This is a genomic window from bacterium (assembly GCA_020444065.1).
Classification (GTDB): Bacteria; Sumerlaeota; Sumerlaeia; order SLMS01; family JAHLLQ01; genus JAHLLQ01.
In genome coordinates, this window is the sequence record JAHLLQ010000006.1 from 300,339 (window position 1) to 314,351 (window position 14,013).

Below are 14,013 nucleotides of genomic sequence, written 5' to 3' on the forward strand. Positions count from 1 at the left end.
GAACAGAGGATGAGAATCACTGCACTCGTGGTGGGATGCCTCTTGGCTGGCGCCGGGACTTGTTCCGCCGCCAACCAACCACCGAAGATCGAGGGATTTGTTGTCACGCCTGCCGTCTGGAGTGCCGGCGACGAGGTTCAAGTTCGTTGCCGCGCGACCGATCCGGAAGGGACGGACTTGACCTTCAGTTGGACAGCAGCCGACGGGACGATTCTCGAGGCCGAGCCTGGGGCCGACCGCATTCGTTGGGCTCTACCGGGCGAATCCGGGAACTTCATGGTGAAGGTCCAGATCGCGGATCGCTCGGGGAAGATGACGAACGCCGAGTTCCTTCTTCCAGTCGGACCGATTGCCGCACACGCGGCACTCGGCGGCATCGGCTTTGCCCCGGCGCGCATTGCGGTCACCGCGGACGAGACGCTCTGGGTAACCGATCCGATCGGAAACCGGGTCGCCCAATTCTCCAAGGGCAGCCTCAAGCTGGCCGAATTTCCGACGGGTCCTCAGCCCGTGGGACTGGCAGTGCTGGATAATGGAACGGTTGTTGTCGGTGAAGACGGCCTCGATCGAATCGCTCTCTATTCGCCCGATGGAACCTTCATCGACACACTCGGCAGCGGCATCGGAGAGATCGGACGCCCCACGGCGATCGCGGTGGATAACCAGTCGGGACGAATCTACGCCATCGACTCGGAATCCGCTCGGGTACGCGTCTTCACAACAAATGGAGATCCCGCAACGTCTTGGGGCGGGCACAGCCTCTTCGAGTATCCGGTCGACGTTGCCGTCAATCCGAATGCCGGCGAGGTTTATGTCGCCGATCAGCAGAAGCTTGAGATCTTCGCCTTCAGCCCGAGCGGAACGCTCTTGCGCCGATTCGGAACCGCCGGATATGCGCCGGGACAATTCGGACGCATCCAGGCACTGGAAGTTGATGGCCAGGGGCAGATCCTTGTTCTGGATTCCTACCAGAACCACATCCAGTTGCTGACTCCGACCGGAGATCACATCACAACGTTCGGCTACTTCGGGAACTGGCGTGGCAGCCTGGCAAACCCAATCGACCTGGGCGTCATTCCATCGGAACGCGTCTATGTGACATCCCCCGGAACCCAGACAATCCAGAGCTATCGATATTGGACATCAAGTCGCCTGTCCGGCGACGCGTGGACATTTGAATGATGCGAAAACTTGTTATCGTCTTCTCAGCCCTTTTGGTTCTCACCCTCCCGCAATGTCTCTATGCGCAGGCGGCACCGCATAACGTCGGATGCGCGGCCTGTCACCGCCAGACGTTGCAACCGTCCGCCGCCGGGACCCTAGCAACGGGGAACGCAGGGCTCTGCATCTCCTGTCACAATCCGACAGCAGTCGGTGGCGCGGTTTCTGTGCAAGCATCGCAGGCAGCCGAACCGGGCCAGTCGGGATCTTCTCACGCGTGGAATGTCGCGCCGATCAACGAGGAACTCGACACGCTCGCTCCGCAGATTGGAGCTGTCAGCGGTGCATTGCTTGATGGAATGATCGTCTGCAGCACTTGCCACGATCAACATTCGCATGACTCCGGCGAGCCATTTCTGCGCGCTTCGAATGATAATGACGAGCTGTGCCTCGACTGCCATCGTGCGCGAGACCTGGGCCGGTGGGTTGACGATCCCGCCGCCAACATCGGCAGCCATCCCGTGCGCGTCTCTATCGATCCCACCAATCAAGACATGCACCCGCCAGCCGATGGCGGCTACTACTTGCCATTGAAGGAAGAGGGGATTGTCTGCAGCACATGCCACTCGGTTCACAGAGGCTACTCGGATGAGACGCTGTGGTTCCACGCGACGGGCGGAGATGCAGAGAGAACTTCCGCCGTCGTCGATGGAGCCGGATGGACAACGGATACTCTTGTCGGTCGGGAGGCCACGTTTATCTCCAGTGGTGAGAACGACCGGGAGATTCGATCCATCATCGCGAACGATTCCGACACGCTCTGGTGGAATCTCCCGCTTCCGGTTGCGGTCGCCCCAGGCGATGGCATTGCTCTGGCTCAGCCAGGCGAGGGCGACGGGTATCTTCTGCGCGCCCCTAACGATGAAACTCTCTGTCAGGCCTGCCATTTGTATGAAGGACACCCGACGGGCGAACGGTTCAGTTGTCGAGACTGCCACGAACCACACGATACGACGAATATCCTTCTCGTTGCCGACGTGATCAACGGGCACGCAGTCGACTATTCCAGCAAGACTCCGCCCGACTTCATTCATGGCGCGCCCGATTACGACGGCGTTTGCGAGACTTGCCACACAAACACCCGCTACCATCGCAACAACTCCACGGGCAGCCACGATCACAACAATGGAACGGCCTGTACCGACTGCCATCTGCACTCTGAAGGATTCAAGGCAGAGTGCGGCACTTGCCACGCGGCAACGCCGGAAACACTCACGACCGGTTCGCATCCGATGCACTTCGCGGATAGCACTGGACCGGGGATCGCGACCTGTTCCGCGTGCCATGGCGAAGGAGCCGACACAGCGTCTCATGCAGGCCACAACAACGGCGTGGTGAACTTCAATGGCGTTGCCACCGAGTCGCTTGCCCAGACTTCCGCCTGTAATACCTGCCACAGTCCATCAGGGTTCTTCGACGGCGTAAACGATTCGAACGTCGGCGCGAAGGCCCTGTGGGCAACCGGCGCCTACTCCTCCCCCGGCGTGCTTTCCGCATCCGCAACCATGTGGTGCGAAGGATGTCACGATGACAACCCGCAAACGGTCGAGAATGAATCGTCGCTTGTGGATGGCGTATCTGCGCCGTCGCGGCTTGGCGACAACACAACGTTCGGATTCCTGGTCACCGGGCACGGTCGTTCCGGCTCGTCATATCCGGCCGAATCCTGGCAAGCCGAGAGCGATGCTGGGAATCCGCCTGGCGCATTGGACTGCACCGCGTGTCACGATGCATCGGCACCGCACTTCGACGGACAGCCCGGGAGCGTTGATCGACTTCGCAATGGGTTTGCGCCGGATCAGAACAACGATTCCTGCACGCAATGTCACAAGGAAGGCGAAGCCGCTTGGGGGCCGCCGGAGTACTTCGTCGATTCCGTCGGGTACGAGGCGTCCGAGCACGGTCGATTCCTTTGCACCGCCTGCCACGATGTCCACGGCGACTCCGGAACGGGAGCGGCCATGACAACCAGCGTGGAAGAGGAACTCTGCGCACGATGCCACAACGATGTCGTTCAGGCATTCGGTGGCCTAAGCCATCATGATATCGATGATGCCGAGCAGGCGGTGAACGGCTCGCGCATCGAATGCACGATGTGCCACAACCCGCACATCGCCAGTGAAACCAACCCACTGATTTCCTTGGATGACCCCACGAGCGGCTGGACTGCCGACACGCGCGGTTTCTGCCTGGTTTGTCACGATGGCGATCCGCCATCCGGCGTGGTTTACCCCGCCCAGGCCCCGGGGGCCAGTTGGGATCAGAGCGGCTACGAAGATCATCCGCACGACAACCCACAGTATTCCTGCGACGATTGCCATGGTCCGCATGGATCGACGAATCTCCTGCTCGTCAGGCCCGTGGTGAACGGCCGATCGGTTGTATTCACGAGCCGCGAGGCCGGCGGATTCACGAGTGGCGATCCTGACTACAACGGCATCTGCGAAGTCTGTCACACGCAGACGGCCTATCATCAGAACAACCCAGCAGGCGATCACACACACAACACCCAGGCTCCTTGCACAGCCTGTCACGCACACGAGCAGGAATTCACGGCGTCCTGCGGAAGCTGTCACGACGCCACGCCGGAGACGCTGAACACCGGCTCGCATGCGACTCACTTCGGGACTGAAATCGGCCCAGGCATTCAGTCCTGCGACGAGTGCCATGGCAATGGCGCGCAGTTCGGAATGCACGCCGGACACAACAATGGAACCGTGAACTTCCTTGAAGGTGCTCAGGCGGGCCTGACGAGTACGGCCGCTTGCGATTCCTGCCACAGTCCGGACGGAATCAGCGATGGCGTCAGTGAAGCCAAGGGCGCATGGGCAACCGGCGTGTACCTGGCTCCTGGAACGCTTCATCCGGCCCACGCCCGTTGGTGTCAGAGCTGCCACGACGACGATCCGGCAACAGCCGCGACGAATGAATCCGCAGTCATCGGAGGAGTCTACGCTCCTCCGGTCTACGGCGATTCCCAGACGTACGGTTATTATGTGACGGGACACGGCCGAAAGGATACGCGATTCCCCACGATGTCCTGGCAGTCCGAAGGAGCTAACGGAAATCCGGCGGCAAACATGGCCTGCAGTTGGTGCCACGATCTGACCGCCAAGCACATCGACGGTTCGGCCGGCACAGAGTTGCGCTTCAAGCCCGGGTTTGCTCCCGACCAGGACAACACGGGCTGCAACCAGTGCCATCGCGAAGGAGGCGCGGGCAACAGCCTGCCCACCTACTACACGCACTCGGCCGCTTACGAAGACTCTGCCCACGGCGGACTTCTTTGCACCGCCTGCCACGATCCTCACGGTCAGGGCGGTCCCGGTACCGCGATGTCACCGGAGATTGAGGAAGCTCTGTGCGCCGAATGTCACCAGAATGAGATGAACGAATTCGGCATGACCAACCATCACGACATTGATGATGCGGAACAAGCTACCAACGGTTCGCGCGTCGAATGCACGATGTGCCACAATCCCCACAACGGAACAAAGGGCGCCAGCCTGGCGAACCCGGACAATCCGACGCTGCCTTGGGGCGACGCCGGCATGCGCGAGTTCTGTCTCGCCTGTCACGATGCCCAGGCGCCGGATGCCGTGGAATTCCCGGCGACATCGCCCGGAACCGGATGGGATCAGACAGCCTTCATTGGAACACGCCACGACGTGACCTTGGGCGGCGACTGCACTCTCTGTCACAACGCTCATGGTTCAGATTCGCTGGCGACGCTGCGGGCCAACTACGCGGTGGCCGACTACACGAGTTCGTCCACTTCGGCCTACGCCCTGTGCTTCACGTGCCACGACTCTCAACAGATCCTGAATGGTGATGATGCGTTCCGCGAATACCACAAGAAGCACATCATTGAAGAGCGATCGCCGTGCATCGCGTGTCACAATGCGCATGCCCCGTATGATGCGAACGAGAGTGGACTGATTTACTTCGAATACGGCCTGAATCATGGGTTCAATATCTCGCTCACGACCGGCGGAACCACCTATACCCCATCAAGCGCCTTCCTCGATACAGGAGACGATCGCGGGCGCTGCTACCTGCGCTGCCACGGCGAAGGCCACAATGGAGAAAGCTACACGGGCTATCGAGTCACGACGGTAGATTGCCTGCAATGCCACCAGACGCAGCCGTAGTGGCGGACTGCCATGACAAGAGGCGCCCCCGAGTGCACGACCGATCGGACGATCGATAGCTCTCGGAAACGTCACCAGAAACACCGAAGCCGCCGAGTAACCCTCGGCGGCTTCGTATCAGTGCTTTGTCTTGAATGGCACGCCCGGAGGGATTCGAACCCCCGACCTCCTGATCCGTAGTCAGGCGCTCTAATCCAGCTGAGCTACGGGCGCGCAAAGTCTGTGGCGGCATCGCCGCAACAACGGTGGGGATAGTCTTCACATCGGCGGGTGCTGTCAAGGGCGAACCGCGGAGTTTTTTTGCTCCACGGATCCCTCTGATGCGCACAGATCAAAAAAGAACCAGTCTGGCTACATGGCGATGGCTGAATGTTTGCCATCTGAGCAATTCGGAGCACCAGCACGGTGGCTCGATTCCATCAGATCGCTTGAGCATGTTGCCTCTAACTCCATTCATCACAGCGCACAAGAAGCCGCTTGGACCGAGCTGTGGCATAATACTCAGTCTGGATGTCAGCTTGCAGAAAGGCTCGGGTGAACCAGGTCCCGACCTCACGACTCGGGGCTGCGATTTCACGACGCGAGGAGTCCTCACGAGCCATGAGACGTTTCTTTTCCCCGAAGTTCCTCACTCCCCTGCTGTTACTGGCGGCCCCGGTCGCGGCGTTTGCCCAGGAAGCTGTTCAGACGATCTCTGTCGAGCAATTCAACGAGCTGAACGCGAAAATCGCAGAGGCCCAGGTAGCTGGCGACAACGCCTGGATGCTTGTCTGCTGCGCGCTGGTGCTGATGATGACCGCGCCGGGCCTGATGATGTTCTACGGCGGACTGGTACGGTCGAAGAATGTCCTGTCGATCTGCATGCAGTGCGTGATGATGATGGGCATGGTGTCGATCCTGTGGGCCGTGTACGGCTACAGCATCGCGTTTGGCGAGGGAAACGCCTTCTTCGGCGGAACCCAGTACCTGTTCCTGAAGGGCGTTGGGATGGAGGTGCTGGATGGACTGACGATTCCGCACGCCACGTTTATGATGTTCCAGTTGATGTTTGCGATCATCACGCCGGCGCTGATCGTCGGCGCGTTTGCAGAGCGCTTCCGCTTCCGCGCGCTGGTCGCGTTCATGTTCCTGTGGGTGACGTTTATCTACTTCCCCCTGGCGCACATGGTGTGGGGGCCGGGTGGCTTCCTGAATGCCTTTGCGGTTGGGACTGGCCCGAACGTTCCGGCGCTGGACTTCGCCGGCGGCACGGTGGTGCACATCAGCTCGGGCATCTCGGCGCTCGTTTGCGCGATCTATCTCGGCAAGCGCGCCGGCTGGCCCAGCCAGCAGTTCATCCCCCACAGCCTGGTGCTGACGACAATCGGCACGGGACTGCTCTGGGTGGGCTGGTTCGGCTTCAACGCCGGCAGTGCACTGGCCAGCAACGGTTTGGCTTCAACCACGTTTGCAGCCACGCACTTCTCGGCAGCCGCCGCGGCGCTTTCCTGGTGTGCCGTGGAATGGCTGACGCGAGGCAAGCCGAGTCTCCTCGGCGCGCTCTCCGGCGCCGTCGCAGGGCTTGTCGCTGTCACTCCGGCGTCCGGTTTCGTGACGCCGATGGGTGGACTTCTGATCGGTCTGATTGCCGGCGTCGTGTGCTGGTTCTTCGTGACGAAGGTGAAGGAGAAACTTGGCTACGATGATTCGCTGGACGTCTTTGGTGTGCATGGAATCGGCGGAACCCTCGGCGCGATTCTGACCGGCATCTTCGCGACGAAGGCGATCAACCCGGCATTTGGTGAAGGCCCTGTCGGCGCAATCGATGGCAACTGGGGTCAAGTGTTGAACCAGATCATCGCCGTGGGAGTCACCTACGCGATCGCGATCGCCGGAACGTTCATCATTCTGCTGGTCGTGGACAAGACGCTCGGTGTTCGGGCGTCGGTGGATCAGCAGGAGGTCGGCATGGACATCGCCGATCACGGCGAGTCCGGCTACCACGGAATTGCTGCGTAGCTCGCGGCTTAGCACAGCGCACTTTCGGGCCGGTCGGTTTACTCCGACCGGCCCGTTGTTTTTGGGCGACAACCAAAAAGCCAGCGCATCTCTGAAAGGTGCCAATTGACGAATTGGCTGCCGGCGGGAATCACAAACTGGACGAACATCCAATCAACAAGGAGAATGCATCATGGCGCCTCCCCCCGGTCCTGGACGTATCGGATGGCTGGATCTTACCGTTCCCAATGCAGTGGAGGTCAGGGACTTCTACCAGAAGGTCGTCGGATGGACGGTGGACGAAGTTCCCATGGGAGATTACAGCGACTTCAGCATGACCGCCGCGGACGGCGAATGCGTCGCCGGGATCTGTCACGCACAAGGATCCAACGCATCAATGCCGCCGGCCTGGATAGTCTACCTGATGGTGGAGGACCTGGATGCGAGCCTGGCGAGTGTTGCAGCCGGCGGCGGAAAGGTCCGTGTTCCCGAAAGGAGCGCGGGCGGTATGGGTCGCTTCGCAGTCGTCGAAGACCCCGCGGGGGCTGTCGTTGCCTTGTTCGAGGCTGCCAAGACCTGACTCAGTTGGGCTTTAGGTATGGATGAAGGCCCGGTGTGAACAACACTTGACACCAATGGATACACGAGTAAATTTTGTTCTCGGAAATGTAGGAGAAGGAGGGCCAAGTGAAGAAGGAGAGACTCCTGCGTGGCCCAATCTGGGCGGGGATGCTTGTCGTCCTCTGCTGGCTCGCAGCACCAGGGTCCTCAGGGCCAAGATCCGTTCTCAGCATTCCCACCAGCATCATCTCATATGGAGGGGGCACGGCCGTCTCTTCCGATTACTCGGCAACCTCATCCATCACATTAGTGGAATCGGCAGCGGGGTCCTCCTCGATGAGCTATTCCATCGGCGAGGATCCGGAAGTCGCGCCGTCATCGGTTCCTCATTGGTGGGTTTACTGATGCATTTCGTGTGATAACACCAGAGGAAAGGGAGAGAGATTCGGATGAAGCGTCTTTCGATTGCCTTGTGGGCACTTATTATCGTGCTTGGGCTTGGCGATGTCGCCAATGCGTCCGGCGTATTCAACTATCAGGGCCATCTAAACAGAGATGGGCACTCCTTCACCGGCACGGCGGACTTCTATTTCGCGATCTACCGCAAAGATGGATCCACAGACACATTCCTGTGGGTGAACGATGATGGCGATCTCTCAGTCCTTCCGCCCTCCTCCGGCGTCCCCGTGGATGTCGATGAGGGGCGCTTCTCGCTGGAGATCGGCGATACGTCCCTCCCGAATATGTCAGCCCTTCCTGCTGCCATCTTTGAAGATGACGCCCAACTCTTCATGCGTGTGTGGGTCGATGCCGGCGATGGAGTCCAACAGCTCTCGCCGGATAAGCGAGTTCATTTGGGTCCTGGATTCGGCTATGGAGATGAAGACGTCCTGACGATCTACGTCGATGGGATTTCGGGAGATGACTTGAACTCGGGTCTACGGCCAAACCGCGCCAAAAAGACCATCCAGGGTGGCATCGATGCATTGCCGCCGGTGATACACGGCGAAGCAATCGTGCAAATCGCCGATGGGATTTATGAGGAGGGAGTTGCAATTCACAGCGTGACGCTGACTGGGAATCTCGCCTCGCTGACCATTCAGAAGAATCCCGGAACGCCGGGAGATGTCGTCTTGCAGCCGGGAAGTTCGGGAGAAACAACGGGACTCGACATCGCGGGGACCGATCGACCCATCACTATCACCGGCTTGACAGTCCAGGGCTTCAGTTTCGCCGGCGTTCAGATTTCCAGATCCTCTGTCGATCTGGAAGACTGCACCATCAAGGACAACCTGGGAGCTACTGGATGGGGAATCTACGCGCTGCGAGGTGCTTCGGCTTCCTTGAAGAACTGTACTCTGGACAACAATCACATGGGCATTTACGCCGATCACTTCTGCGATATCGGGCTCTACGACACCACCATCTCCAACTCCGAAGACACCGGTGTTTATGCCCGATTCTCGACCGTGTTGCACACGAATACGGCGACGATTCAGAACTCCGGGGGTGATGGAATCTATCTTTGGATGAATTCCAATGCGGACCTTCGGTACACGACCCTCCAGGGCAATGCGGGAGCTGGGCTGCGTGGTACGAAGCAGTCCTGTGCGATGTTGATCGAAGTTGATTCCATTCAAAACGGAATTGGCATCTGGTCCGATCGGGGCAGTTATCTCTTTCTCGGAAATGACTCCCATTCGATCTCGAACAACACACTGGGCCTGCGAGCCATTCACCGCAGCACGATTGAATATTATGGAGGATCGGTCACCATCAGCGGAAACGGAACCAACTCTGAAGAAGATTCAACCAGCGTGATTCTGGTAAACTGACTCTGCCTCATGTTACCAGACGATCAATCCTGTAGGGAGACTTTGACATGAGAAGAGTGCGGATGAAACTCATACTCTTGCTGGCCATCGTTGTATTCATGGCGGATTTTGCTGCAGCGGCAAGTGTTTTCAACTACCAGGGCCACCTGAAAAAGGATGGGGCGAACTTCACCGGGACAGCGGACTTCTACTTCGCAATTTACCGAAAGGATGGTGCAACCGAGACCTTCCTTTGGGTCAATGACGATGGTGATCTGTCGGCCTTGCCTCCGGCCAGTGGCGTGCCTGTGACAGTGGAGGACGGCCACTTCTCGCTGGAGATCGGCGATACGTCCCTCCCGAATATGTCAGCCCTTCCTGCTGCCATCTTTGAAGATGACGCCCAACTCTTCATGCGTGTGTGGGTCGATGCCGGCGATGGAGTCCAACAGCTCTCGCCGGATAAGCGAGTTCATTTGGGTCCTGGATTCGGCTATGGAGATGAAGACGTCCTGACGATCTACGTCGATGGGATTTCGGGAGATGACTTGAACTCGGGTCTACGGCCAAACCGCGCCAAGAAGACCATCCAGGGTGGCATCGATGCATTGCCGCCGGTCATCAATGGCGAGTCGATTGTTCAGATTGCCGACGGGATTTACGAGGAGGGCGTATCTGTTTTCAACATTGCATTGGCAGGCAAGAACGCCTCGCTCCTGGTTCGGAAGGATCCTGATACACCGGGCGATGTGATCCTGCAGCCGGGCTCTACTGGCGCTGTTTATGGCTTTAGAATCGCTGGAGTTCCACAGACAATCTCCTTCAAAGGTCTAACGATTCAGGGCTATACATCCGCCGGGATGATGGTGGACGCCTCGCGGGTTGCCGTAGAAGATTGCACGTTCCAGGACAACGTTGGTGCCTACGGACGATGCGGCATCTATGCTCTGAAGGCGTCTTCAATCGACCTGTTGGATTGCACATTGGACAATAACCAGGAGGGCATTCGTGGACTCCACAATTCCTATGTCCGGGTACGCAATTCAACGGTCACCAACTCGCAGGACACAGGCGTCCGCGTTGGCTATTCCACCTACTTCTACATGGAGAATTGCACGATTGATGGAGCCACCAATCATGGCATCTACCTGAATGACAACGCCTCCGCGGACATTCGGGATACAACTGTGAGAGGCTGCGGGCTGGCGGGTCTTAACTGCATCACAAACTCCTATGCCATGCTGATCCGAATCACCAGCGATGGTAATAAGTATGGCATCTGGAGCGATCGTGGCGGATACGTGATGATGGGAAGCAACAACCACCAGATTCTGAACAACGACATCGGCCTCTACGCAATCCACCGGAGTACGATCGAGTACTACCTGGGTACAGTGACGCTTGGCGGCAACAGCGCCGACGAGTCCGTTGCTTCGAGCGGGCTGATTATCAAGAACTGAAATCGGGGCAAAAGGTACTCAGGTAAGGCATAACCTGCACGGCTCTTGACAGTGCTCCTGCACGGCGGTCTAATTCTGGCACGACCCATGCAGAGTTGGGCCGTGCCAAGTGTTTTTGCCCTGACGCCTGCCAAACTCCGAAGTGGCCGGCGAGGTCTGATCGGGTGACAATGCGAGTCTTTTGCGGAAGGTAAACAAGTATGAATCTCTGGAAACGCGCCCCGAAGTCGGATCGCTTCTTCTTCGTTTCAGCGGTCGGATTGCTGGTGCTCTCTCTCCTGCTCGTCGGATTGCGGGACTCTCAGATCCGCGCCGCCAGCGAAGACGAGGAGTTCTACCGCTTCGTCGATCTGGCCGCCGAGGTCTACACCGAGATCCAGACCAAGTACGTGGATGACGTGGAACCCCGGAAGGTGCTGGAAGGCGCCGTTGCGGGCATGTTCACGGCCCTTGATGAGCACAGCCAGTACCTGAATCCGGATATGCTAAAGTCACTCGAGAAAGACACGTCCGGCGAATTCAGCGGAATCGGCATCCACATCACGACTCGCCAGGGCCTGCTGACGGTCATCGCGCCGATCCCGGGTACGCCTGCGGCCGAGGCTGGTATTCAGCCTTGGGACCGCATTATCGAGATCGAAGGCGAGAGCACCGAGGGCCTGGCTTTGAACGATGCCGTCAAGAAGTTGACCGGCCCGGCCGGTACGTCGGTGACCTTCAAAGTCTATCGCCAGGGCGAGATGGAGCCGCTCGAGTTCACGCTGACCCGCGCGAACGTCGAAGTCGACAGCGTTTATCACAAGATGATGGAAGACAACATCGGCTACGTCCGCCTGACCCGATTCAGTGAGAAGACGTCGCGCGAACTGCGCCGCGCCTTGCTGGACATGAAGGGCCAGGGCATGGAAGGCCTCGTCCTGGATCTCCGCTTCAACTCCGGCGGCCTGCTGCGCGAAGCCATCGACGTTTCCGACTTCTTCGTCGACAAGGGCGAGATGATCGTCTCAACGAAAGGTCGCCTGAAGAGCCAGAACCGCGAGTACCGCGCGGTCGCTGACCCGATCGTCAATGTTCCCATGTTCGTACTGGTCAATGAAGGCAGCGCCTCGGCAAGTGAGATCGTCGCCGGCGCCATCCAGGATCATAAGATCGGCGTCATCATCGGGCCGTCTGGAAAGAACACGTTCGGCAAGGGCTCCGTCCAGACAATCGGCGGACTGACACACTCGATGGTCGATGACGAGAACGGCAACCCAATGGAGAGCGCGCTGCGCCTGACGACGGCGAAGTACTACACGCCCTCCGGCCGCACGATCCACCACATCGGAATCACTCCGGATATCGGCGTTCCCCTGCCAAAGAATCATGAGATCGAGCTGGCCCGCCACGGTCTGCTCGGCGACGTTTCCACCGGCGAAGACTACCGCGTTCCGGATCCGGAAGAGACCGAAGAGACTCAGGATGAGACGGCGCCGAGCGTCGACCTGCAGATCGAGGAGAAGGAAGAGATCGACGAGTCCGATCCCAATCACAAGTTCTACCAGGTCGAGAAGCCCGAGCTTATGGAAGAAGACGATTTCGTCGACATCCAGTTGCAGGAAGCCCTGAAGCAGATGAAGATCTACATGATCCTTCGCAACACGGGCACCGGCGGAGCCGTCCCGACCATCGCCAGCAGCACCGAGAACGATGAGTTCAGCATGGCCCACTGACGGCCGCAGACAAGAATCCGCAATTCAATCCGCCCCCGGTTCGCCGGGGGCGGACTCTATTCGATGTCCCAGTTGAAGAGCTCGGCAAGGCGCCGTTCGTAGGCTTCCTGCTCGCCGAGGAGGCGATCGCGTTTCTTACCCTGGATATGGGAGCGACGGGTGGTTTTGACGATCCGCGAGCTCAGCTTCTCGAACGCCATCAGCCGCTGCATCAAGTCGAAGCCCGGCTGCCAATGGTCGCGTGGGGATCCGCCGGCGCCCCGGTACTCCTGCGCAAACTCGTCGAAGAGCCCAAGGGGCGCCAGCCACTTCGAGACACCGACCAGGTCCTCGGCCGGAAGGCCGTAATGGACGGTCCCGAAGTCGATCCAGGTGATCCCACCGGATTCGTCGATGAACAGGTTGTCGGGATTGATGTCGCCATGCACGAGGGTCGGTGTCTCAAAGCGATGGCTGCGCAGGAGATGCTCCGTCCCCTTGAGCCCTTCGACGACCTGAGAATCGCTCAGCAGATTCGTGTTCCCGGGGATGCGTCGGCGGAATTTGGCAAGTCTCCCCTGCCAGAATTCTTTGGGATCCTCGCCCTCGTTCTCTGGACACCAGGGCTTCCCCCAGCGCGCTCCCGTCCGGCTGTGGAGTTGCGCCAGTTCCCCCGCCCAACGTTTCAGCAGATCGAGGCCGATCGCATCGAGGTCCTCGGCTGGCTGGCCGGGCGCCGCGCGCTCGACAACCAGCGCGAGCCGGTACCGCCGCAGCGTCCGCCAGGATTCGTCCGTCAGGAGCAGTTCGGGAACTCGCAGGCACGCCTCTCTGAAGAGCTCCGAGGCATGGCGATGCTCCCCCGCCGGGCGCACCCGAAGGTCATAAGGCCAGGCTCGGGCGTAGAGGACCCCAAGCTCCGGATGCTCCCAGCGGCGAACAATAGCATTGCGTCCTGTCCCCACCTTGGCGATGACGCCGGGCGTTCGCGGCGAGACCCGATGACCGGCCACGGGCTCGTGGAGCAGGTACTCCTGAAGCCGCGCGCCGAGTTGACGGGCGGAAACGGGCCGGAAGGCGGCCTTTGTCAGGGTCTCTTTCAGGCGCAGCAAGGACATTGGAGGAGCTTGAGAGAAGG

The 14,013-nt window shown here is 59.4% G+C and carries 8 protein-coding genes and 1 tRNA gene; 7 read left to right on the forward strand and 2 right to left on the reverse strand.

The genetic code is table 11. The annotated features are described in order from the left end of the window. Positions 1 to 9: 9 nt before the first annotated feature. Both KQI84_15440 and KQI84_15445 read left to right on the forward strand, forming a co-directional pair. Positions 10 to 1,182: an NHL repeat-containing protein gene (locus KQI84_15440; GenBank protein ID MCB2156269.1), complete on the forward strand. Its 1,173-nt coding sequence runs from the start codon at positions 10 to 12 to the stop codon at positions 1,180 to 1,182. Next, positions 1,179 to 5,372: a hypothetical protein gene (locus tag KQI84_15445; protein ID MCB2156270.1), complete on the forward strand. Its 4,194-nt coding sequence runs from the start codon at positions 1,179 to 1,181 to the stop codon at positions 5,370 to 5,372. Before KQI84_15440 ends, KQI84_15445 begins: the two co-directional genes overlap by 4 nt. Positions 5,373 to 5,507: 135 nt before the next feature. Here the strand turns inward: KQI84_15445 and KQI84_15450 are convergent. Beyond that, positions 5,508 to 5,585, reverse strand: a tRNA-Arg gene (locus tag KQI84_15450). 387 nt (positions 5,586 to 5,972) lie between these two features. Here KQI84_15450 and KQI84_15455 point away from each other — a divergent pair. The 5 genes from KQI84_15455 to KQI84_15475 all read left to right on the forward strand — a co-directional run bounded on the left by KQI84_15455 (position 5,973) and on the right by KQI84_15475 (position 12,896). Next, on the forward strand, positions 5,973 to 7,370 hold the full coding sequence (locus KQI84_15455) for an ammonium transporter (protein ID MCB2156271.1): 1,398 nt from the start codon (positions 5,973 to 5,975) through the stop codon (positions 7,368 to 7,370). 172 nt (positions 7,371 to 7,542) lie between these two features. Then, positions 7,543 to 7,929, forward strand: a complete 387-nt coding sequence (locus KQI84_15460) for a VOC family protein (protein ID MCB2156272.1) — start codon at positions 7,543 to 7,545, stop codon at positions 7,927 to 7,929. Between the two features lie 430 nt (positions 7,930 to 8,359). Then, positions 8,360 to 9,745 carry a right-handed parallel beta-helix repeat-containing protein gene (locus KQI84_15465; protein MCB2156273.1) on the forward strand — a complete coding sequence of 462 codons (1,386 nt, stop codon included), beginning with the start codon at positions 8,360 to 8,362 and terminating at the stop codon, positions 9,743 to 9,745. A 62-nt stretch (positions 9,746 to 9,807) separates the two neighbouring features. After that, entirely contained in the window at positions 9,808 to 11,184 is a 1,377-nt protein-coding gene (locus KQI84_15470; protein MCB2156274.1) for a right-handed parallel beta-helix repeat-containing protein, read from the forward strand. A 200-nt stretch (positions 11,185 to 11,384) separates the two neighbouring features. Further along, positions 11,385 to 12,896, forward strand: a complete 1,512-nt coding sequence (locus tag KQI84_15475; protein MCB2156275.1) for a S41 family peptidase — start codon at positions 11,385 to 11,387, stop codon at positions 12,894 to 12,896. A gap of 56 nt (positions 12,897 to 12,952) precedes the next feature. Here KQI84_15475 and KQI84_15480 read toward each other — a convergent pair whose 3' ends face one another. Continuing rightward, the gene (locus KQI84_15480) at positions 12,953 to 13,993 is read right to left on the reverse strand and encodes an aminoglycoside phosphotransferase family protein (GenBank protein MCB2156276.1); all 1,041 of its coding nucleotides are present in this window, start codon (positions 13,991 to 13,993) and stop codon (positions 12,953 to 12,955) included. Positions 13,994 to 14,013: the final 20 nt, after the last annotated feature.